This is a genomic window from Vibrio sp. ECSMB14106 (assembly GCF_000972265.1).
Classification (GTDB): Bacteria; Pseudomonadota; Gammaproteobacteria; order Enterobacterales; family Vibrionaceae; genus Vibrio; species Vibrio kanaloae.
Window position 1 is genome coordinate 1 of record NZ_LAUM01000012.1, and the last position, 22,474, is coordinate 22,474.

The following is a 22,474-nucleotide window of genomic DNA, read 5'->3' on the forward strand; positions in this document are numbered from 1 at the left end:
GTAACAGTTCGTTGTTATCACGATAATTCTAAGGTTCGCGAGGTTTTAGAAACCGACGGCAGCGGTAAAGTGCTGGTTGTTGACGGAAATGGCTCGTGCCAGAAAGCGCTGCTTGGTGACCAACTTGCTATTCTCGCGATAGAAAATGGCTGGGAAGGCGTGATTGTTAATGGTGCTGTGCGTGATGTTGGTATGATGTCGCAAATGGATTTGGGCGTTCAAGCTCTAGGTGCATCACCATTCAAAACTGAGAAGCGTGGTGTTGGCCAAGTGAACGTGACGCTGACAGTACATAACCAGTTGGTGCAGCCTGGTGATTACATTTATGCAGATTGGAATGGCGTGTTAATTTCGTCGGAGCTGTTGCTTGAATCATAACGGCGATTTGATTCGCAATTGTTAATGGGTAACAAGCTTATTGAATTAGAAGCGAAACCCTAATCCGACTTCAACACCTTGCTGCCACTCTTCATAATCAAGGGTGGCATGCAGATCTAAATTATCAGTCAGTTGTACTCGGCTTGAAATTTCTGCTGCTACCGAATTTTCGCTGTCCTCTTCTTCATCTTTATAGGTATGCAACGAACTGTTGAAAGAGACCTTTTCTGAGAATTGATAACTGACACCACTCAAGAATCCGCTTTCATATTTCAGTGAAGCACTGTTAATACGTGTACCGACATAAAGATCGACATCAGCAAACAAGCTATAAGAGTAGCCACTGTCGATCTTCCAAGTGTCAAAGCTTTCACTCGAGGCATTTTGAGTTGAAATAAAGAATTTATGAGAAGAGCGATCAACTTGAGCGGGTAGTAGAGGCAGATTGCTCAACAGAGGCAAGCTATTTGCTGAACAAACAACAGGCGCAGCAAAGATTAAAAGAATAAGCAATCTCTTCACTTCCCCACTCCTGATATCATTATTGTTGTTTTAAAAACGCTATCGGTTAATTAAAGCACAAAACCTGTATGTTCGCCGCCCAAGTGATATGTAAATTTGTCATGACTTTATATGAGCCTAGTTACCTTTCTTGTTCTGAAGGGGAAACCCAGTATCTGAATTGAAGGTGTAAACGGGATGTTTTATCCCTTAAATGGCGGTTTGCTCTGAAAAGCGGTGTGAATGTAAAAAAAACGCAACTTTTCATTGACGTCTAGTGGTAAAAATTGATACACGTAGAGTAAAGCACAAGCAGAGAATTTGATATGCAGCACGTACGCCACCTAGTAATGACCACAACCATTATTATTACCGACATTAACATTGTTGGGGCAGGCTGCTAAGTAACGGATTTTAAAAAAAAGGCCTGTATCCAACAAGATACAGGCCTTTTTTTGTACCATTTTTATGACTTATGGAGAAAGGGATGCGCGTTTTAAAGTTTGGAGGTTCATCATTAGCTGATGCCGATCGTTTTTTACGAGCGGCTGATATCATCGCTAATAATGCCCAGCAAGAAGAGCTAGCTGTTGTACTGTCGGCTCCAGGAAAAACAACCAATAAGTTGGTCGCTGTTATTGAAGCTGCACTGAAACATGGTGAAGCCGATACGCAAATTGCAGAGATCGAATCATCATTTGTTTCACTGTTTACAGAGATCAAAGCCGTCGTACCTTCGATTGATGGTACTGCGTTCCAAGAGCAGGTCGATACCTCTTTTGCTCAGCTAAAGCAGTTCGTGAACGGCATCAACCTACTTGGTATGTGCCCGAACCACGTCAATGCTCGCATCATCAGTAAAGGTGAGCGAATCTCTATCCAGTTGATGAAAGCGGTACTTGAAGCGAAAGGCCAACCAGCAAGCTTGATTGACCCAGTTCAATACCTATACGCTAAAGGTGATCACCTTGAAGCTATGGTGGATGTAGATGTGTCAACTCAGAACTTCCGTCAATCGCCACTTCCTAAAGGTCACGTGAACATTATGCCGGGCTTCACGGCTGGTAATGATAAAGGCGAGTTAGTCACGCTTGGCCGTAATGGCTCTGACTATTCTGCTGCGGTATTGGCGGCATGTCTTCGTGCCGATTACTGTGAGATCTGGACAGACGTAGACGGTGTTTACAATTGCGACCCGCGTTTAGTACACGATGCTCGTCTTCTTAAGTCGTTGAGCTACCAAGAAGCGATGGAGCTTTCTTACTTTGGCGCTTCGGTTCTTCACCCGAAGACTATCGCGCCTATCGCACAATTCCACATTCCTTGTCTGATCAAAAACAGCTTTAACCCACAGGGTGCAGGCACTTTGATTGGCCAAGACACTGGCGAAGATAACCTAGCAATTAAAGGTATTACGACGCTAAGCGACCTAACCATGGTTAACGTATCAGGCCCAGGTATGAAGGGCATGGTAGGCATGGCGAGTCGTGTATTCGGCGCGATGTCTTCTGCTGGCGTTTCTATTGTCCTTATTACTCAATCTTCTTCTGAATACAGCATCAGCTTCTGTATTGAATCAGCAGACAAAGTAAAAGCGAAGCAAGTACTGTCTGACGCATTTGAACTTGAACTTAAAGATGGCCTATTAGAGCCAGTTGAGTTCATGGACGACGTAGCGATTGTAACGCTGGTGGGTGACGGTATGCGCACTTCACGCGGTGTTGCTTCTCAGTTTTTCTCTTCTTTAGCCGAAGTGAACGTTAACATTGTTGCGATTGCTCAAGGTTCTTCAGAGCGCGCTATCTCTGCGGTTATCCCTGAAGATAAAATCTCAGAAGCGATCAAAGCGTGTCACGAAAACCTATTTAACTCTAAGCACTTTCTTGACGTATTCGTTGTGGGTGTTGGCGGTGTTGGTGGCGAGCTGGTTGACCAAATCCAACGTCAACAAGGCAAACTGGCTGAAAAAGGCATCGTGATCCGCGTATGTGGCTTGGCAAATAGCAAAGGTTTGTTGCTAGACAGCGATGGCCTACCGCTAGAACAGTGGCGTGACCGCATGTCGAGCGCGACAGAAGAATTCAGCCTAGCGCGCTTAGCGGCTCTGGTTCAACGTAACCACATCATCAACCCGGTATTGGTTGATTGTACGTCTAGCGAAGGTATTGCTGCGCAATATGCAGACTTCCTAGCGGCAGGTTTCCACGTGGTAACACCAAACAAGAAAGCGAATACAGCAAGTATGGCTTACTACCATCAACTTCGTGAAGTGGCACGTAACTCACGTCGTAAGCTGATGTACGAGACAACGGTAGGAGCAGGTCTGCCGGTAATCGAAAACCTACAAAACTTAATCTCTGCAGGTGATGAACTTGAGAAGTTCAACGGTATCCTTTCTGGTTCACTGTCTTACATTTTCGGTAAGCTTGATGAAGGCATGACGTTAAGCCAAGCAACCAACATTGCTAAAGATAACGGCTTTACTGAGCCGGATCCTCGTGATGATCTGTCTGGTATGGATGTCGCGCGTAAGCTGCTGATTCTTGCTCGTGAAGCTGGCATGGCACTTGAACTTGAAGACGTTGAAGTTGACCAAGCATTGCCACCAGGTTTCGATGATTCAGGTACGGTTGACGAGTTTATGGCTCGCTTGCCTGAAGCGGATGCTTATTTCAAAGAGCAGTCAGCTATCGCCGCAGAAGAAGGCAAAGTACTTCGTTATGTGGGTGAGATCGCTGAAGGTAAATGTAAGGTTCGTATCGCTGCTGTTGATGGCGACGACCCGATGTTCAAGATTAAAGATGGCGAGAACGCTCTGGCATTCTACAGCCGTTACTACCAGCCAATTCCACTCGTTCTACGTGGCTACGGTGCAGGTACTGAAGTTACAGCAGCAGGCGTATTCTCTGATGTGATGCGTACTCTTGGTTGGAAATTAGGAGTTTAGGAATGAGTTCAAGTGATATGGATGTTGTCGTTTATGCTCCGGCATCAATCGGTAATGTCAGTGTAGGGTTTGATGTGCTGGGGGCCGCTGTGTCTCCAGTGGATGGCACATTGCTTGGTGACCGAGTAATGGTTAAAGCTGGCGATCAACCATTCTCACTAAAAACAGCAGGCAGCTTTGTTTCTAAGCTGCCAACTGAAGCAAAAGAAAACATCGTCTACGACTGCTGGGTGGTGTTCTCTAGAGAGCTAGATAAAAAAGGTGTTACGCTTAAGCCTTTGGAAATGACACTCGAAAAGAACATGCCTATTGGTTCTGGTTTAGGTTCAAGTGCATGTTCAATCGTAGCGGCGCTTGATGCGCTAAACCGTTTTCACGGTCAGCCTCTGAATGAAACTGAACTGCTTGCTCTGATGGGTGAAATGGAAGGTAAGATTTCAGGCGGTATTCACTACGATAACGTTGCGCCATGTTACCTTGGTGGTGTGCAATTAATGCTTGAGGAGCTAGGCATCATTAGCCAAGAAGTCCCGTGTTTTGATGACTGGTATTGGGTGATGGCTTATCCGGGCATTAAAGTATCTACGGCGGAAGCGAGAGAGATCCTACCATCTCAATATCGTCGTCAGGATATCATTGCTCATGGTCGCCACTTAGCGGGCTTTATCCACGCGTGTCACTCAGGTCAACCTGAACTGGCGGCGAAGATGATCAAAGACGTGATCGCTGAACCATATCGTGAGAAACTGCTTCCAGGGTTTGCTGACGCTCGTAAATACGCGTTATCGGCAGGTGCATTAGCTACTGGTATTTCTGGTAGTGGCCCAACTCTATTTAGCATTTGCAAAGAACAAGATGTCGCCGAGCGTGTTGCGCGTTGGTTAGAACAAAATTACGTACAAAATGAAGAAGGATTCGTCCACGTTTGTCGCTTAGATAAGCAAGGTTCGATCGTTACAGGAAGTGAGTTATGAAACTGTACAACATCAAAGAAAACGATGAGCAAGTCTCTTTTGGCCAAGCCGTTCGTCAAGGTTTAGGTCGTAATCAAGGTCTATTTTTCCCATCAGAGCTGCCGAAGTTTGATGATATCGATGCGCTGCTAGCAGAGGACTTTGTCCCTCGTAGCTCAAAGATCCTATCGGCTTTAATCGGTGATGAATTACCAAAGGAACAGATTGATCAATTAGTGGATGCGGCATTCCAATTCCCAGCACCGATCAATCAAGTAAAAGACGGCGTCTACGCGCTTGAATTGTTCCACGGTCCAACACTGGCATTTAAAGATTTCGGTGGCCGTTTTATGGCTCAATCTTTGGCAGCGGTTTCTGATGGCGGTCAAATCACAATCTTAACGGCTACATCGGGTGATACTGGCGCTGCTGTTGCGCATGCTTTCTACGGCATGGAAAATATCAATGTTGTGATCCTTTACCCGAAAGGCAAGATCAGCCCACTGCAAGAAAAGCTGTTCTGTACACTAGGTAAGAACATCCACACTGTCGCGATTGATGGCGACTTTGATGCGTGTCAGGCACTAGTAAAAGACGCGTTTGACGACGCTGAACTGCGCAAAGAGATTGGCTTGAACTCAGCAAACTCAATCAACATCAGCCGTTTGATGGCTCAGATTTGTTACTACTTTGAAGCGGCTTCTCAGCTGACTAAAGAGCAACGTGAAAATCTCGTTATCTCTGTGCCAAGTGGTAACTTTGGTAACCTAACGGCTGGCCTATTAGCGAAAGCGCTTGGTCTACCTGTGAAGCGTTTCATTGCTGCAACCAACGAAAATGACACGGTTCCTCGTTACTTAGAAACAGGTCAATGGGATCCAAAACCAACGGTTGCGACAACATCGAACGCGATGGATGTGAGCCAACCAAACAACTGGCCTCGTATCGAAGAGTTATGTCAGCTGAAAGGTTGGGGCTTAGATACACTAGGTAAAGGTAAGGTATCTGACGAGCAGAGCGCTGAATCAGTACGTGACCTGAAAGCACAGGGTTACCTATGTGAACCACATGGTGCGATTGCTTACCGTCTATTGGAAGAGCAACTGCAAGAGAACGAAACTGGCTTGTTCCTATGTACAGCGCACCCAGCGAAGTTCAAAGAAGTGGTTGATGATATTTTAGGTACAGATATTGAACTGCCAGGCCCGCTAGCAAAACACGCGGCGATGGAGCTGTTGTCTGAAGATCTTGATAATGATTTTGAAGCGCTAAAAGCAGTACTTCGTCGAGTTCAACCTTAACGTATATCTGTATTGCTGAACAAATAAAAACGGCGCTCAATGAGCGCCGTTTTTATATTCTAATTCAGGCTCTAAAAAATTATAGAGACTCAGTGAACGTACGTGCGATAACGTCACGTTGCTGTTCAGTTGTTAGAGAGTTGAAACGTACAGCGTAACCCGAAACACGGATTGTTAGCTGTGGGTAGTTCTCTGGGTGAGCAACGGCATCTTCTAGTGTTTCACGTTTAAGAACGTTAACGTTTAGATGTTGGCCACCTTCAATGCGTGGCGCTGCTTCGATTGCAACTTCACGGCTTTCGTACTCGCCTAGGTCTGCCGCTGAGACAACTTGGTCAGCTTCGAAACCTGCAGTAGCAGCAACACAACGAGCTTCATTCTTCTCACTATCTAGTAGCCAGATTGAGTTTAATAGATCATCGTTTGCTGCTTTCGTAATTTGAATACCTTGGATCATAACTATCTCCTAGTCCACTGAATGTGGTTTGATTATGGTGTTAACTTTCGATTTTTGTTGAGTTGGCTAATATATACCTAATATTTGTGAGGTGTATATTGATTTAAGTCAAAAAACAACCAAAAACCACTCTTTTATGGTGGGTATTGTATTGAGGTAAATCAATAAAACCTTTGAAAACAAAGTGATTACAAAATATTTTAAAGTATAAAAAATATTTAACAGCTCTACTTGGTGTAAATTTACTACATATATTGTGTTTTTATTGAACTACAACCGATATGAGCCCTGATTTATGATGCATTCTGAAAGTGTAAAGTGATTTAATGACAAACAAAAATTCATCCTCCAAAATTGAAACCAATATTAAGTTTATTGGTGCTCATGTATCGGCTGCGGGCGGTGTTGATCTAGCCCCAATGCGTGCGCAAGAGATCGGTGCCAATGCGTTTGCACTGTTTACTAAAAACCAGAGACAGTGGGCCGCGAAGCCACTAGAAGCCAAAACTATTAGTGCCTTCAAGGCCAATTGCAAAATGTTGGGCTTTGCTGCTGAACATATTCTTCCTCATGACTCCTATCTGATTAACCTAGGGGCGCCTGAAGAAGAGAAACTCGAGAAGTCACGTGCTGCTTTTATTGATGAAATGGAGCGTTGTAATCAACTTGGATTAACGCTACTGAATTTTCACCCGGGTAGTCATTTAAAGAAGATCTCAGAAAGTGAGTGCTTGGCTAAGATCGCCGAATCGATTAACTTAGCTCATCAAGCGGTGCCAGATGTGATCGCAGTGATCGAGAATACGTCTGGACAGGGGAGTAATCTTGGTTGGAAATTTGAGCACCTATCGGAGATCATCGATCAAGTAGAAGATAAGTCGCGTGTTGGTGTGTGTTTAGACACCTGTCATACCTTTACTGCTGGTTATGACCTACGAACAAAAGCTGCGTGTGACCATACTTTTGCAGAGTTCGACCGCATTGTGGGCATGCACTATCTAAGAGCAATGCACATCAATGATTCAAAAGCTGAGTTCGCGAGCCGAGTCGATAGACACCATTCTTTAGGAAAAGGCAAAATTGGCTGGGATTGTTTTGAGTATATTGCTTCTGATTCTCGCTTTAATGGTATACCTCTTATCTTGGAAACCATTGATTCGACGATCTGGAAAGAGGAAATTCAACAACTTAGAATGTTTCATCGCTCAGCAACGCTAGCGATCGAAGAAGCGTAATAATAGAGAGGAAAATTTATTTCCGTCTATTTCTAAAAATTGGCACCTTTTTTTCATAGTCTTAAAGTGAATATGTAGTTCACGAAGTCTTAGAGGAGGTGCCTTTATGTATTCAATCACCCAAACTTCAATTTTTGCTGTCGCAAGTCGTTTACCAACACCAAACCGTCACGTGCATAACCACGGCCACCACCGTACGCAGCAGAAAAGTGGTTAATCGAGTAAACACAACTTGAACTGATTATTATGATTCATCAACAAGTGAACCCTACACATCATGTTTATTGATAGCTGTATGAGGTATAACTAGAGCCTTATTTAGGACAGTTAGCCGATACAGCTATTTTTTTGTCTGGCGAAAGCCCCTAGAAACCTTGATGATTGGGAAAGTAAACGATGAGCGCACCAAAGACTTGGGAATCCATTATTAATGATGAACGTGACAAAGAGTACTTTCAGAGTGTCCTCGCGTTTGTTGAGCAGCAACGTAATAGTGGGAAAACCATCTACCCGCCACAAGAGCAGGTGTTCAATGCTTTCGATATGACGCCTTTCGAGTCCGTGCGAGTGGTTATTTTAGGTCAAGACCCTTACCACGGTGCCAACCAAGCTCATGGCTTAGCATTCTCAGTGCTTCCTGGTGTGAAAATTCCTCCTTCTCTGCGCAATATGTACAAAGAGCTTGCACAAGATATAGAAGGATTTGAGATCCCTAATCATGGTTATCTCGATTCTTGGGCATCGCAAGGGGTGTTGATGCTGAACACAGTCCTTACCGTAGAAGAGGCAAAAGCACACTCACATGCTAAGTGCGGTTGGGAAACCTTTACCGATGCCATCATTACTGAGCTGAACCAGCGTTCTGAGCCAATCATCTTCTTACTGTGGGGCGCGCATGCCCAGAAGAAAGGCCAAGCTATTGATTCGGAAAGGCATCATGTATTGACAGCTCCGCATCCATCCCCATTATCAGCACGCCGCGGCTTCTTTGGCTGTAAGCATTTTTCAATGACTAATAAGATACTTTCCTCGATTGATCAAAATCCTATCGATTGGCGATTACCTACTGAAGTATAGATTGATTATTTTTCGAGCAGAGTCAAACCATAAATTGGCATCTTCGTATACACTGAGAAATAGTAGGTGTAATGGAGTCGATATTATGATGATTGAAAGGATAAGACGGGAGCATGGCTATATGGCTCGCTTGCTCGCGATTCTCAAAAATAAACTTGAGTTACTCAAGCAAGAGCGTGAAATCAACTATAGCCTTATCGCTGAAGTGGTTCATTATTTGATGAATCATTCTGATAAGGTGCATCACCCTAAAGAAGATATCATCTATCGTTATTACCTCAATAAGTATGGTAATGATCAAGCCATTGAAGATCTTGAACTAGAACATCAATTGCTTGCCGAGAAAACCGCTGACTTTTTAGGTGTGGTGGATATGATTCTTCAAGATGCCGTCGTACCTCAAGAAGTCTTTATTGAACAGCTTGAGGAGTTTGTTCATACCCAACGTAAGCATATGGAGTATGAAGAGAAATACGTTTTGCCCATGATCATCACACTATTTACGGTGAAAGACTGGCAAGAGGTGGAATCACAATGGTCTCAACCTGAAAATGACCCTGTATTCGGTGATACGATTGCAGATCAATATCGCCAGTTAGCTGACCGAGTTCGTCAAAATGAGCAAGAGTGCTTATAGCGCAAGCGAGCCCTAATATTTGATTGCTGAGTTTGCTATAAAAAAGCAGCGCTATTAAAAAAGGCGCTGCTCTAAACAATAAAAAGGCACCGTTAAGGTGCCTATTGTGCTATCCACTTGTACTGCTCAAAGCTTTTTGTACTGGCTAAAGCTTTATATCGTCAAGGCTAAAATCGAGTCCTAAATTCATATCCATTAGTTCTTTTTGGAGTCGACGTCTGTCATTTATTTCTTCAATTTCGCGCCATTTACGCTTGAGCGGTTTAGAGCGTGTTTTTTGAGTTGATCGACGCATTTCTAGTTCTGATACATCATCGAAGTGAAAGCTATCCATAAGTCATATCTCCTTCCGTGGGACTCGTTCCTACGAACCATTGAATATCATATTTAGGCTTACAATAACCTTGATTTATTTCTCATTTGTTTCAAGTATATGAAGATTTTGTTTTGATTTTTTATGTATGCTCACACATTGTGGTGACTTTTTTGTATAAAAAACAAGCAAACGAACTTAGGTAAACGATTAAATTAAGGGGGGCGGAATGTTAATTCATTGTGCGAAAGGAATAACACTCTAACCACAATGCATTTAGCTGCGTACTGTATTGTGTAGGATGGGCATCTCGTTGCCCGAGAAAAAAACGTGGATCTTCACTATACCTTGTAAAACCTAGGCTCGCGCATTTTTATAGGATACTGTTCTTGTTTTGATTGAGGTGTGGTTTTTGTTGATATTATGTCCCGATAATGTGACTTTTGTTTGGCGAAATTGTTGAGGTTTGTGTTAACGAAAGGTGTATTATTAGTGAAATGTCATTCTTGTATGGGTTTAATTTCATATTGATTTTTAGCCCGTCTCGCTGCATTATCCGCCCGTCAAAAAATACACTGATACGTAAAATGGATGCATGAAGCGACATTTACAATCTAGATCGCAGCAAATAAATCAAAAACTAATGCCGACACAACTATTGACACTGGCATAGGTGATCTAGAGGAAGGCTCGGAAGCAAGATCAGTGCTTAAACTCAATTACGAGGTTCACGTGACAGACTTAATCAATTTGATGAACGATCTCCTTTGGGGATCTATCTTAGTTTACTTACTGGTTGGTGTGGGGATCTACTTCACGATACGACTAGGCTTCATTCAATTCCGCCATTTCGGCCACATGTTCTCTGTACTAAGAAACAGCCGTAAAGCAGACAGTGCTGGTATCTCTTCTTTCCAAGCTCTTTGTACTAGTCTCGCTGCTCGTGTTGGTACGGGTAATATGGCGGGTGTTGCTGTAGCGCTCACCGCTGGTGGCCCTGGTGCTATCTTCTGGATGTGGCTAATCGCAATGCTAGGTATGGCAACATCGTTTGCGGAAAGTACACTTGCACAGTTATACAAAACGCGTGATAACGACGGTAACTACCGCGGCGGACCTGCATACTACATGGAGAAAGGCCTAGGCATGCGTTGGATGGGGGTTCTATTCTCTATCTTCCTAATCATTGCATTTGGTCTTGTATTCAACGCGGTTCAAGCAAACGCGATTGCAAGCGCAATGAACACGGCATTCGACCTTGAGCGTAGTTACGTTGGTGTTGGTATCGTAATTATCTCGGCATTCGTTATCTTCGGTGGTATCCGTAAGATTGCGCGTACTGCAGAAATCATTGTTCCAATCATGGCATTGGCTTACCTATTGATCGCAATGTACGTGATGTTCGCGAACATCGAGAAACTGCCTGAAGTACTGGCTCTTATCTTCAAGAGTGCATTCGGTCTGCAAGAAGCTGCGGCGGGTGGCCTAGGTTACGCAATCGCACAAGCAATGATTAACGGCATCAAACGTGGTTTGTTTTCGAACGAAGCCGGTATGGGTTCTGCGCCAAACGCAGCAGCTTCTGCTACGCCTTACCCACCGCACCCTGCATCACAAGGTTATGTGCAAATGCTAGGTGTGTTTATGGATACTATTGTTATTTGTTCCGCAACCGTATCAATTATCTTAATGTCTGGTGAGTATGTACCACACGGTGAAGTCACGGGTATCGAGCTAACGCAACGAGCACTAACGGCGCAAGTTGGCGAATGGGGCGGTGTCTTTGTGGCGGTAGCGATTTTCTTCTTCGCTTTCACTTCAATCATTGCAAACTACTCGTACGCTGAAACGAACCTTATCTTCCTCGAACACAACAACAAGAAAGGCCTAGTGCTGTTCCGTATTGTTGTACTAGGTATGGTTATGTTCGGTTCTCTCGCGACACTGCCAACGGTATGGGCACTGGCTGACGTATCGATGGGCCTAATGGCGATTGTTAACTTGGTGGCGATTATCCTGTTGTCAGGCATCGTGATTAAGCTAGCGAAAGACTACAACCGCCAACTCGACGCGGGTAAAGTACCGACATTCGATTCGAATGATTTCCCTGAGCTTAAATCTCAACTGGAAGACGGTATTTGGGATAACAACAAGAAATAATATTGTTGGGGCACTAAACCGCTCACCCTAAAATGATTAGAAAGGCTAAGGTTTCGACCTTAGCCTTTTTCTTTATCTGCCATTTGTCTCATTTTGTCTATCAAAGCTAATTCTCGCTATCGAAGTAATAGGAAGAGTCATAAAGACAAGTTGATGTTTTTTCTATACTCTAGCAGCATCCAGTTAGATAACCGATTAGGGTAAAGTTATGTTAGTTGTCGTTTCTCCAGCCAAAACACTTGATTACGAATCACCATTAGCGACGGAGCGCTTCAGCCAGCCAGAGTTTGTTGAACACTCTGCCGAGTTGATTGAAGAGTGCCGTAAGCTGACGCCAGCAGATATTTCAGCATTGATGAAAGTCAGCGATAAAATCGCAGGGTTGAACGTAGCGCGTTTTGAGCAGTGGAGTGAGACCTTTACCCAAGACAACGCACGCCAAGCCATCCTAGCCTTCAAAGGCGATGTGTACACTGGCTTAGACGCTGAGACGCTATCGGATGAAGATTTTGATTACGCACAAAATCATCTGCGCATGCTTTCTGGATTGTATGGTTTGCTTAAGCCGTTAGATTTGATGCAGCCTTACCGCCTAGAGATGGGCACACGCTTAGCCAATGCTCGTGGTACTAACTTGTACCAGTTCTGGGGCAACATCATCACAGACAAGCTGAATGAAGCGCTGAATGCTCAAGGCGACAATGTGTTGATCAACCTAGCGTCGAACGAATACTTTAAAGCCGTGAAGCAGAAGAACCTAGATGGCCAAGTGATTACACCGGTATTCAAAGACTGCAAGAACGGCCAATACAAGGTCATCAGTTTTTACGCAAAGAAAGCACGTGGCATGATGGCTCGCTACATTATCGAAAACAAAGTGGACTCAGTCGAAGCGCTGACCAAGTTCGATACCGCGGGTTACTATTTCGTTGAAGAAGAGTCGAACGCGAAAGAGCTTGTATTTAAGCGTGAAGAGCAAAACTAGACGTTATTGATTAAAGGCAGTCACGCTGTACGGCGAGATACCATCCAGATAGAGAAAAGCCCCATGCAGCGAACTGCATGGGGCTTTTTGTTGAATCATTTAGAAGTTAACAAATGCTCAGATTACTTGTTTTTTACCGCTTTCTTTTTCTTAGCGATTTTCTTCTTCTTCGCGATCTTCTGTTTCTCTACCGCTTTCTTATCTTCTTTCTTTGGTTTCTTTTTCTTCGTTACGGCTGCTTTCTTATGTGTTGGACGCATGCCTTCAACAAAGCGTTCCTTGATTGCTTCGTCAGTGTAACGAGCCACACGTTCAATCATCAGTTGATCGTGCGCTTCGATGATAGAAACCGCGTTGCCTTTCTTACCAGCACGAGCTGTACGGCCAATACGGTGAAGGTAGACGTCAGCCGTGCGAGGCATATCGTAATTGATTACGTGGCTTACGTCGGGAAGGTCGATACCACGAGCAGCAACGTCAGTCGCTAGCAATACGTTGACAGAACCGTCACGGAAACGAGCAATCGCATTGTTACGACGGTCTTGAGGCATTTCGCCTTGGATCCATGCACATGGGATTTGCGCACTTTCAAGTTGAGCTCGCAGATCACCTAGGCGATCACGCGTCTTCAAGAACACGATGCTGCGTTCAGCTTCCTTGGTAATGATGTGTTTTAGCAATTCAAGTTTGTGTTCTGCTGTGTCAGCACGGTGATACCACTGAGTGATCTTCTTACGCTCACGAAGTGATGATTTCGCATCGATCTCCGCTGGGTTCTTCAGTAGATCTTCAGTGAAGCCTTCAACACCTTTACCTTCTAGTGTTGCTGAGAAAAGTAAAGTTTGTTTACGCCAGCGACACTCTGCAGACAGACGGTCAACAACAGGACCAAAGCCCATATCTAACATGCGGTCGGCTTCATCTAAGATTAGCCATTCGATAGCACGACAGTCAAAGCGCTCTGCTTCGATGTATTCCATCAGGCGACCTGGAGTTGCAACTACGATGTCTTGCGTTGTGCCAAGGATATCAGCGTGCTCTTGGTACATTACACCACCGGTGATGGTGAAGATGTTTAGTGCCGTATACTTTGCTAGCTCACGAGCTTGCTCAGTGATTTGCATTGCCAGTTCACGAGTTGGTGTCAGGATAAGCATACGGGCAGGACCCGCTTTTTTACGAGGGAAATCCTGTAAGTACTGTAGCGCTGGCAGAACAAATGATGCTGTTTTACCAGTGCCTGTTGGCGCAGAAGCCAAAACGTCTTTTCCATCTAACGCTTGTGGGATCGCTTCAGCTTGTATCTGTGTTGGGCGTTCGTAGCCCATTTCGTCAATTGCTTTTAGCAGCTCTTGGTTTAGATCGAGTTCTGCAAAGGTTCTGATCACTGTTGTTTCTCCACAAGCAATAAATGTTTCTGCCTCAAAAAGCAGACGATAAAAAAGAGTAGTCGGACATTATAGAAGCATTAGTGATTAGGATCACATGGTATTTGCTACATCTTGAGATAAAAATCTTTAGTAAGTGCAATAAATGCGGCGCTATAACCACCTTGATGATGAATTGTCAGCGATTCACGCTGCAAATCTTGCTCGCAAACAGGATCTTTAGATAACTCAAACAAGATTCGGCTCGCAGTTTTTTTGTCTGTTGTTTTCACATCAAGACGTTTTGCTAAGTGCCAGCCACATTGTTGGGCAAGTTTGATGAAGCCTTCCCCTTCTGGTGTTGGCAGGATAAAGCTGGCGGTTGCTGACTCTGTCGTTATATCGAAACAACGATTGGCCAGTTGAAGATGATCCAAGCTGTCACTGTGTCTAGCCGTGGCCCTTTGGCTTTGTTGTGCCTGTGCTCCAGAGTTGAAGTAGGGTGGGTTACATATGATGGCATCGAACTGTTGCGGAAAATCTGTCGTTAAAATACTGCCGTGATGAAGGCAAATACGATCTTGCCAAGGCGACTGTTCAATATTGATGGCCGCGGCATGGATCGCGTGCTGATCAATATCAATGGCTGAGATTGAGGCCTCTGGGAAACGTTGTGCAACCATTAAAGCCAATAACCCTGTCCCTGTCCCTATATCGAGTACGGATGTTTTTTTCGCAAGGTTAACCCATGCTCCGAGTAATACGCCATCGGTGCTGACAGGCATACCGCTTTGTCCACCGTAAATAGAGAATTGTTTAAAATTGAAGCTTTTGGTTTCTACTATTTTATCTTTCATGAATGTTCTGGCTATCGATATATTTTAAGTGATTGGCTCTGATGTTAGTCAATTGTATAAGTAAATGTTCTGTATGATTGAATGTTGTTAAAATTTATGGTTAGTTTATAATTATGTCTATTTTTCTATATCCAGTGGAATCCACTGCTTTTTGTTTGAATATGCAAATTTATATGGTGTTTTTTTATGGTGACTTGCAGCTAGCCAAGTGTTTCGTCATTATGCGCGACTATTTTATAGATTGATTGACAGCCTCAGGCTGTAACATTCATGTAAGCACAACACAAATTCATAAATATAATTAAGGATTATCTGTGAAACAGAGTCTTAAACTAACAGATGTATTAGCATTGGGCTTTATGCTTTTTGCGTTTTTCTTGGGTGCGGGTAACATCATCTTCCCACCTCTAGCTGGCCAATTAGCCGGTGATCACTTCCTTCCAGCGATGTCTGGTTTTCTGCTGACTGCCGTTGGTCTGCCGTTAATCACTATCGTTGCTGTTGCAGTGGCGGGTGGTTCTTGGGGGCACTTAACAAAAGATCTTCCTAAGCAAGCTGCGACTATCATGGCTGTGCTGATCTTTATTATTATTGGCCCAGCATTTGCTGCACCTCGTACCGGCCTTGTTGCCTATGAGATGGCGGTGAAACCGTTCTTCATCGATGCATCTCAAGCTCACCTTACTCTCTTTTCTATTGCATTTTTTGTCGTTACGATCTTCTTCTCATGGTCGCAAGGGAAGCTAATTGACGTGATTGGCAAGGTACTAACACCAGCGTTATTCGTTGGTTTGGTTATACTAGCCGTTGCTGTGTTTGTTAACCCTCAGGGTGATATTCTTGCTGCTCATGGTGAGTACATTACGCAGCCACTAACCAAAGGGTTCCTTGAAGGCTACAACACCATGGATACTTTTGCTTCTTTGATGTTTGGTATGTTGATTGTTGAGGCTATTCGTAGCAAAGGTATTACTGATCGTACGGCAACAACTAAGTATTTAATTAGCGCAGGTTGCATCGCGGCTGCTGGCCTAGCCTTTGTTTATATCTCTTTGTTTTTCTTGGGTGCCACAAGTGCAACAGTCGCTGCGGGTGTAGACAATGGCGGCGCTATCTTAAGCCTTTATGTTCAATCGTTGTTTGGTCCTTCTGGTCAGCTAGTGCTTTCTGTGATCGTACTATTGGCGTGTCTAACAACAGCGATTGGTCTTGTATCAGCATGTTCTGATTACTTCAGCTCGCTAACGCCTCTGCCTTATAAGACTTGGGTGATCATTAATGGTGTGGCTTGTGCAACGGTAGCGAATGTGGGTCTTTCTCAACTGATTTCCCTATCGGTACCTGTGCTATTTGCACTTTACCCAGTAGCCATTGCCTTGGTAGCGCTGACGTTCCTGCGTAGTCGCTTCCCTAATCCAAAAGTGGCTTACCGCGTAGTGGTATTAGTGTCACTGCTGTTCGCTCTTATCGATGGTGCTAAGGTTGCGGGTATCGATGTATCAGCACTAGACATAATGCCATTGTTCGATATCGGTATGGGTTGGTTGCTACCAACGACAGCGGCAATCATCTGTATGTTCTTCGTTGGCAAGTCAACAGAACAAGAAATGGCAGAAGAAACGGTTTAATCTTTCCGTTGAGATTATCGACATGACATAGAAAAGGCCTCATTACTTCGCAGTAATGAGGCCTTTTTGTATTCTGCTTCATCTTACATGAGCAGGTGTTTGAGAGCGTATGTGTGCTTATAGCTTTTCGCTGTACTCAACCAGAACTTGTTCTACCCAAGTTGCGATACGTTCGTCGCTCAGTTCGTACTGTGAATCTTCATCGAGAGCTAAGCCTACGAATTGTGATTGGTCTTCCGTTAACGCTTTAGACGCTTCGAATTCGTAGCTGTTATCGTTTGGCCAGAAGCCAACAAACTCTGCACCGGCGGTTTTCAGTTCGTCATGCAAGAGCCCCATCGCATCTAAGAACCATTCGCCGTAACCTTCTTGGTCACCCAAACCAAACAGTGCCACAACTTTGCCTTTAACTGGCGTTGTTGCTATGTCGTCCCACAGTTCATTCCAATCTTCTTGAATTTCACCGAAGTCCCACGTTGAAATACCGAGCAGCAGAAGGTCGTAGTCAGCCATCAATGAAAGTGGGCTTTCTTTCACGTTATGGATATCAACTAGGTCTTCACCAATAATGCCGCGAATCTTTTCTGCTGCCATTTCTGTGTAGCAGGTGGTTGAGCCGTAAAATAATCCAATTTTCATAGCAAACGTTCGATTTTAATTTCAGATGGCGAATTCTAACCATAAATCGACTTCGATTGCAGCGATTATCCGCCCAAGTCGTAATTTTTATGGCATTCATATTTGCTCTGGCATACTCTCAAAACAGTTTCCAACATTGTGAGTAACACTATGCAGTCGCCTCAAGGGCAGAGCGCAGACCACGGTCTCGTTGAGCAGTTTTTAGATGCTATGTGGATGGAGCGAGGGTTATCTGAGAATACGCTTGTTTCATATCGTACTGATTTGTCCAAACTACTGACCTGGATGGAAAAGAACAACTACCGCCTCGATTTTATTAGCCTTTCAGGGTTGCAGGATTATCAAGGCTGGTTAGCCGACGCTGATTTTAAGCAGACTTCTCGTGCACGTATGTTGTCGGCAATTCGTCGCCTGTTTCAATACTTACACCGCGAGAAAATCAGAGCGGATGACCCAAGCGCCTTGTTGATCAGTCCTAAGCTGCCACAGCGCTTACCAAAAGATTTGAGCGAAGAACAAGTGGATGCCTTACTCGATGCGCCGGATCCGAACGATCCTATCGAGCTTCGCGATAAAGCCATGCTTGAGTTACTCTATGCCACTGGTTTACGTGTGACGGAACTTGTTAGCTTGACGATGGAAAACATCAGCCTAAGACAAGGCGTGGTACGTGTTATTGGTAAGGGCGGTAAAGAGCGCTTGGTGCCAATGGGCGAAAATGCAGTGGATTGGATCGAGACGTTTATTGAACAAGGTCGCTCTCAGCTGCTTGGTGAAAAGAGCTCCGACGTCGTTTTTCCGAGTAAGCGTGCTAAGCAAATGACCCGACAAACGTTCTGGTATCGTATTAAGCATTATTCGGTTATCGCGGGTATCGATACTGAATTGTTGTCACCGCACGTGTTAAGACACGCTTTTGCGACGCATTTACTGAACTATGGTGCCGATCTCAGGGTCGTACAGATGTTGCTTGGGCATAGTGACTTATCGACAACCCAAATTTATACTCACGTGGCGACCGAAAGGCTGAAGCAAATTCACGCTCAGCATCATCCACGTGCTTAAATCCATTTATTTTTAAGGTGAACTTAATGAGCGTATTACGCCGTCTTCCTCTATTAGCGCTTCCTCTTATGATTACTGCATGTAATGCATCAGAAGCGAAAGTAGAACCAACATCAACAGTCGTAGAAGCTGCTTCAGCTCAAGCTATTGATACTGCTGCGTTAACGAAGCGCTTTGAAAAAATCGGTATTAAGGTCGATAAGATTGTTCCTTCGGATATCGATGGCCTGTTAGAAGTTCAAACCAATAGCGGCGTTATCTTCTCTTCTCCAGAGGGCGATCACTTTCTAGCCGGCACACTTTACTCTTTGGATGACAACGGTAAGTTCAGCGATGTTTTGGCTGAGCGTCAAGCGCCGCTGAATGCTGAAAAAGTCGCGGCGATGTCGGATACGGTTATCGAATATAAAGCGGATAACGAAAAGCACGTTGTGACTGTGTTTACTGATATTACGTGTGGCTACTGTGTTCGTCTACACAGCCAAATGCAGGGCTACAACGATCTGGGTATCACTGTTCGTTACATGGCTTACCCACGCCAAGGTGCGACAGGACAAGTTGCCGATCAAATGGCAGCAATTTGGGCTTCAGATGATCCAAAAACAGCGATGCATGACGCTAAAGTAAACCGTCAAATGCCTGCATCTGGTAAAGATCTAGCAGAGCAAAAGCAGATCATCGTGAAACAATACCAACTAGGCCGTGAGCTTGGTATCAATGGTACGCCAGCTATCGTATTAGAAAGCGGTGAGTTGGTGAGTGGTTACTTACCGCCAGCACAACTTCTTCAGCGTTTAGAGCAATAATCTCGTTTTTTGTATCGCCAATTTATCTTCCATGTTTTTGATTTAAGGAGTGGCCTGATTGATATCGGGCCCATTTTTATATGATAGAGATCCAACGCCGCCCTGAGGTCGACATTTCAGTCTTACCTGCTCACTTACCTGACTTGTTAAAGCGCATTTATGTGAGTCGCGGAATCGACAGTGCCGACCAACTAGAGACAGCAGCGAAAGGCTTGCACTCTTATCAAAAACTGGGCGGCATTGATGCTGCGGTTGAGCTGTTGTTCAACGCTATTCAGCAGCAAAAACGCATCATCATTGTCGGTGACTTTGATGCCGATGGCGCGACGAGTTCTGCGTTATCAGTGCTTGCTCTTCGTATGTTGGGCAGCTCTAACGTCGATTATCTGGTACCAAACCGTTTTGAAGATGGTTATGGCTTGAGCCCTGAGGTTGTCGAACAGGCAATCGAGCTTGGCGCTGAAGTGATCATGACGGTCGATAACGGTGTCTCTTCGATTGAAGGTGTGCGTTTTGCCAAAGAGAAAGGACTAGAAGTTCTGGTTACCGATCACCACTTGCCGGGTAATGAACTGCCAATGGTCGATGCGATGGTTAACCCAAACCTTGAGAGTTGTGCTTTTCCTTCGAAAGCCCTAGCGGGTGTTGGCGTCGCTTTTTACCTGATGATGGCACTGTGTGTTCACATGCGTAAGCTGAATTGGTTTGCAGAGCGTGGCATGACCGAGCCTAAGCTGATGGAGTTGATTGACCTTGTGGCGCTAGGCACCGTAGCCGACGTGGTGCCACTCGATGAGAACAACCGAATCTTGGTCCATCAAGGTTTGCAACGTATTCGTGCGGGTAAAGCTCGTCCGGGCATTCAAGCCTTGATCGAAATTGCCAAGCGAGACGCTAAGCGATTAGTCGCCTCTGATTTTGGTTTTGCACTCGGCCCTCGTATTAACGCAGCTGGCCGGTTGGATGATATGTCTTTTGGTGTTGAGCTGCTAATGAGCAACAACATCCATGCGGCGCGCCGAATGGCGAGTGAGTTAGATGGCTTGAACCAAACCCGTAAAGAGATCGAAGAGGGTATGAAGCAAGAAGCGATGGCTTTTTGTGAGCGCCTTGAATTTGGTAAAGACGACCTGCCTTCTGGTTTAGCCCTGTTCCAACGTGATTGGCACCAAGGTGTGATTGGTATCTTGGCTTCGCGTATCAAAGACAAATACCACCGCCCTGTGATTGCGTTTGCAGATGGCGGCGAAGGGAGTATTAAAGGCTCTTGTCGTTCAATTCCGGGATTGCACATGCGTGATGCTTTGGACCGTATCGACACTCAAAACCCAGGCTTGATTCTTAAGTTTGGTGGCCACGCAATGGCGGCTGGCTTAACCATCATGGAAAAGGACTTTGAACGCTTCAGTCAGCTGTTTAACGATGTCGTGAAGAATGAGCTTGGAGAAACAGCCCTTAAAGGTATTATCTTGTCTGATGGTGAGTTGTTACCTGAAGAGTTTTCTATGCACACCGCTGAAACACTGCGTGCTGGTGGCCCGTGGGGACAAGCGTTCCCTGAGCCAATCTTTGATGGCGAGTTTAAAGTGCTGCACCAAAAGCTGGTGGGTGAGAAGCACCTTAAATTGATGCTAGAACCGTTGTACAAAGGCCACCCAACCAACGTAATGATCGATGGTATTGCTTTCAATGTTGATTTACGTCGCTGGCCCGATGCTTCGGTGAAAACCGTTCACCTTGCATTTAAGCTCGATATTAACGAATTTCGTGGCAACCAATCGTTGCAGCTGATGATTGATCATATCGAAGCCAAATAGTTCTTTTTAGGCTCAACAATTCTCATCATATAGCGCCAAATTCAACAAGCTCTATTCAAAAACAGGGCTTGTTCTCTTTCCTTCCCTTACAAATTTTACGTGTTTTTTCTGCCTGTCAATTTTATATCCCATTAAGTTATTGAATCTTGGTTCACCGCTCTAAAAAATTCTGTATCTCCATCACACTTTTGAGTACAATTCTTCGGTTAAATTCTACTCATAAATGATGAGCTAAAATGTTTGAAATCAATCCTATAAAAAACCGTCTGCAGGATGTGTCTGAGCGCACAAATATCCTGAGGGGGTATCTTTGACTATGACGCTAAGAAAGAGCGTCTAGAAGAAGTAAACGCAGAATTAGAACAACCGGATGTATGGAACGAACCTGAGCGTGCTCAAGCGCTAGGTAAAGAACGTTCTGCATTGGAAGCGGTAGTAGAAACGATCGACCAACTTGACCAAGGTGTTGAGGATGTTGATGGCCTATTAGAGCTTGCGGTTGAAGAAGAAGATCAAGAAACGTTCGATGAGATTGAACCAGAACTGGCCGAGCTAGAAGCTAAGCTAGAGAAGCTGGAATTCCGTCGTATGTTCTCTGGTGATCACGATGCATCAGATTGCTACATCGATCTGCAGTCAGGCTCGGGCGGTACAGAAGCTCAAGACTGGACTTCAATGATGTTGCGTATGTACTTACGTTGGGCAGATTCGAAAGGCTTCAAGACTGAAGTTATCGAAGTGTCGGATGGTGATGTTGCTGGCCTTAAAGGCGCAACGGTACGTATTTCTGGTGAGTATGCTTACGGTTGGTTACGCACAGAGACTGGTGTTCACCGTCTAGTTCGTAAGTCACCATTTGATTCAAGTGGTCGTCGTCATACTTCATTTGCCTCTGCGTTTATCTATCCTGAGATTGATGACAACATTACGATCGACATTAATCCTTCTGACCTACGTATTGACGTATACCGTGCCTCTGGCGCTGGTGGTCAGCACGTAAACACCACGGAATCGGCGGTACGTATTACTCACGTTCCGACCAACACAGTGGTTCAGTGTCAGAATGACCGTTCGCAGCATAAGAACAAAGATCAAGCGATGAAGCAGCTACGTGCTAAGCTTTTTGAGCTTGAGATTCAAAAACAAAATGCTGAAAAACAGGCGAGCGAAGAAACGAAATCAGACATCGGTTGGGGCAGTCAGATCCGCTCTTACGTACTGGATGATTCTCGTATCAAAGATTTACGCACCGGCATCGAAAACCGTAATACACAAGCGGTTCTTGACGGTGACTTAGACAAATTTATTGAAGCTAGCCTGAAATCAGGCCTGTAAGCTTACCAAGTATATT

At 44.7% G+C, this 22,474-nt stretch carries 20 protein-coding genes and 1 other annotated feature; of the genes, 14 read left to right on the forward strand and 6 right to left on the reverse strand.

The features are described from left to right. Positions 1–378: putative 4-hydroxy-4-methyl-2-oxoglutarate aldolase (locus WR49_RS10020; protein ID WP_046223894.1), on the forward strand; the 378-nt coding region annotated here is incomplete at its 5' end. 45 nt (positions 379–423) lie between these two features. On the opposite strand, the gene WR49_RS10025 is transcribed toward WR49_RS10020, so the two are convergent. Further along, positions 424–900: a ribonuclease activity regulator protein RraA gene (locus WR49_RS10025; RefSeq protein ID WP_017056078.1), complete on the reverse strand. Its 477-nt coding sequence runs from the start codon at positions 898–900 to the stop codon at positions 424–426. Between the two features lie 318 nt (positions 901–1,218). Further along, positions 1,219–1,337 (forward strand) — a sequence feature (Thr leader region). A 29-nt stretch (positions 1,338–1,366) separates the two neighbouring features. On the opposite strand from WR49_RS10025, the gene thrA reads away from it, so the two are divergent. The 3 genes from thrA to thrC are packed head-to-tail and all read left to right on the forward strand — an operon-like array spanning position 1,367 to position 6,080. Beyond that, complete coding sequence (gene thrA, locus WR49_RS10030) at positions 1,367–3,826, forward strand: bifunctional aspartate kinase/homoserine dehydrogenase I (RefSeq protein ID WP_046223895.1); 2,460 nt, start codon at positions 1,367–1,369, stop codon at positions 3,824–3,826. 17 nt (positions 3,827–3,843) lie between these two features. Next, complete coding sequence (gene thrB / locus WR49_RS10035) at positions 3,844–4,800, forward strand: homoserine kinase (protein ID WP_032547891.1); 957 nt, start codon at positions 3,844–3,846, stop codon at positions 4,798–4,800. Beyond that, the gene (gene thrC, locus WR49_RS10040; RefSeq protein ID WP_046223896.1) at positions 4,797–6,080 is read left to right on the forward strand and encodes a threonine synthase; all 1,284 of its coding nucleotides are present in this window, start codon (positions 4,797–4,799) and stop codon (positions 6,078–6,080) included. The genes thrB and thrC overlap by 4 nt, the downstream gene beginning before the upstream one ends. Positions 6,081–6,159: 79 nt before the next feature. Here the strand turns inward: thrC and grcA are convergent, their stop codons facing one another. Beyond that, positions 6,160–6,537 (reverse strand): autonomous glycyl radical cofactor GrcA, encoded by a 378-nt coding sequence (grcA, locus tag WR49_RS10045; RefSeq protein ID WP_046223897.1) that lies wholly within the window; start codon positions 6,535–6,537, stop codon positions 6,160–6,162. 326 nt (positions 6,538–6,863) lie between these two features. Here grcA and nfo point away from each other — a divergent pair, with 326 nt between their 5' ends. The 3 genes from nfo to WR49_RS10060 all read left to right on the forward strand — a co-directional run bounded on the left by nfo (position 6,864) and on the right by WR49_RS10060 (position 9,486). Continuing rightward, positions 6,864–7,772 (forward strand): deoxyribonuclease IV, encoded by a 909-nt coding sequence (gene nfo, locus WR49_RS10050; protein ID WP_046223898.1) that lies wholly within the window; start codon positions 6,864–6,866, stop codon positions 7,770–7,772. Positions 7,773–8,168: 396 nt separating this feature from the next. Beyond that, positions 8,169–8,849, forward strand: a complete 681-nt coding sequence (gene ung, locus WR49_RS10055) for a uracil-DNA glycosylase (RefSeq protein ID WP_046223899.1) — start codon at positions 8,169–8,171, stop codon at positions 8,847–8,849. An 85-nt stretch (positions 8,850–8,934) separates the two neighbouring features. Next, positions 8,935–9,486: a hemerythrin domain-containing protein gene (locus WR49_RS10060; RefSeq protein ID WP_029626949.1), complete on the forward strand. Its 552-nt coding sequence runs from the start codon at positions 8,935–8,937 to the stop codon at positions 9,484–9,486. 145 nt (positions 9,487–9,631) lie between these two features. On the opposite strand, the gene WR49_RS10065 is transcribed toward WR49_RS10060, so the two are convergent. Then, a complete protein-coding gene (locus WR49_RS10065; protein WP_046223900.1) occupies positions 9,632–9,820 on the reverse strand; it encodes a DUF3545 family protein in 189 nt (62 codons plus the stop codon). A 711-nt stretch (positions 9,821–10,531) separates the two neighbouring features. Here WR49_RS10065 and WR49_RS10070 point away from each other — a divergent pair. Both WR49_RS10070 and yaaA read left to right on the forward strand, forming a co-directional pair. Then, the gene (locus WR49_RS10070; protein WP_032547896.1) at positions 10,532–11,959 is read left to right on the forward strand and encodes an alanine/glycine:cation symporter family protein; all 1,428 of its coding nucleotides are present in this window, start codon (positions 10,532–10,534) and stop codon (positions 11,957–11,959) included. 208 nt (positions 11,960–12,167) lie between these two features. After that, entirely contained in the window at positions 12,168–12,944 is a 777-nt protein-coding gene (yaaA, locus tag WR49_RS10075) for a peroxide stress protein YaaA (protein ID WP_046223901.1), read from the forward strand. 122 nt (positions 12,945–13,066) lie between these two features. Here yaaA and srmB read toward each other — a convergent pair whose 3' ends face one another. Both srmB and WR49_RS10085 read right to left on the reverse strand, forming a co-directional pair. Next, positions 13,067–14,332: an ATP-dependent RNA helicase SrmB gene (gene srmB / locus WR49_RS10080; protein WP_017056106.1), complete on the reverse strand. Its 1,266-nt coding sequence runs from the start codon at positions 14,330–14,332 to the stop codon at positions 13,067–13,069. Between the two features lie 107 nt (positions 14,333–14,439). Continuing rightward, positions 14,440–15,168 carry a tRNA1(Val) (adenine(37)-N6)-methyltransferase gene (locus WR49_RS10085; protein ID WP_046223902.1) on the reverse strand — a complete coding sequence of 243 codons (729 nt, stop codon included), beginning with the start codon at positions 15,166–15,168 and terminating at the stop codon, positions 14,440–14,442. A 314-nt stretch (positions 15,169–15,482) separates the two neighbouring features. Between WR49_RS10085 and brnQ the strand changes: the two genes are divergently transcribed. Further along, positions 15,483–16,796 carry a branched-chain amino acid transport system II carrier protein gene (brnQ, locus tag WR49_RS10090; RefSeq protein ID WP_017056108.1) on the forward strand — a complete coding sequence of 438 codons (1,314 nt, stop codon included), beginning with the start codon at positions 15,483–15,485 and terminating at the stop codon, positions 16,794–16,796. A 117-nt stretch (positions 16,797–16,913) separates the two neighbouring features. Here brnQ and fldB read toward each other — a convergent pair whose 3' ends face one another. Continuing rightward, entirely contained in the window at positions 16,914–17,435 is a 522-nt protein-coding gene (gene fldB, locus WR49_RS10095) for a flavodoxin FldB (RefSeq protein ID WP_046223903.1), read from the reverse strand. Between the two features lie 150 nt (positions 17,436–17,585). On the opposite strand from fldB, the gene xerD reads away from it, so the two are divergent. The 4 genes from xerD to prfB all read left to right on the forward strand — a co-directional run bounded on the left by xerD (position 17,586) and on the right by prfB (position 22,458). After that, a complete protein-coding gene (gene xerD / locus WR49_RS10100; RefSeq protein ID WP_046223904.1) occupies positions 17,586–18,500 on the forward strand; it encodes a site-specific tyrosine recombinase XerD in 915 nt (304 codons plus the stop codon). Positions 18,501–18,526: 26 nt separating this feature from the next. Next, positions 18,527–19,306: a thioredoxin fold domain-containing protein gene (locus WR49_RS10105; protein ID WP_046223905.1), complete on the forward strand. Its 780-nt coding sequence runs from the start codon at positions 18,527–18,529 to the stop codon at positions 19,304–19,306. Positions 19,307–19,386: 80 nt separating this feature from the next. Next, a complete protein-coding gene (gene recJ, locus WR49_RS10110) occupies positions 19,387–21,123 on the forward strand; it encodes a single-stranded-DNA-specific exonuclease RecJ (RefSeq protein ID WP_046223906.1) in 1,737 nt (578 codons plus the stop codon). Between the two features lie 236 nt (positions 21,124–21,359). Continuing rightward, positions 21,360–22,458, forward strand: a protein-coding gene (prfB, locus tag WR49_RS10115) for a peptide chain release factor 2 (RefSeq protein WP_100208942.1) whose coding sequence is annotated in 2 segments (ribosomal slippage) — positions 21,360–21,434 and positions 21,436–22,458 — 1,098 coding nt in all. Because the reading frame shifts where the segments join, the coding sequence is not laid out codon by codon here. Positions 22,459–22,474: the final 16 nt, after the last annotated feature.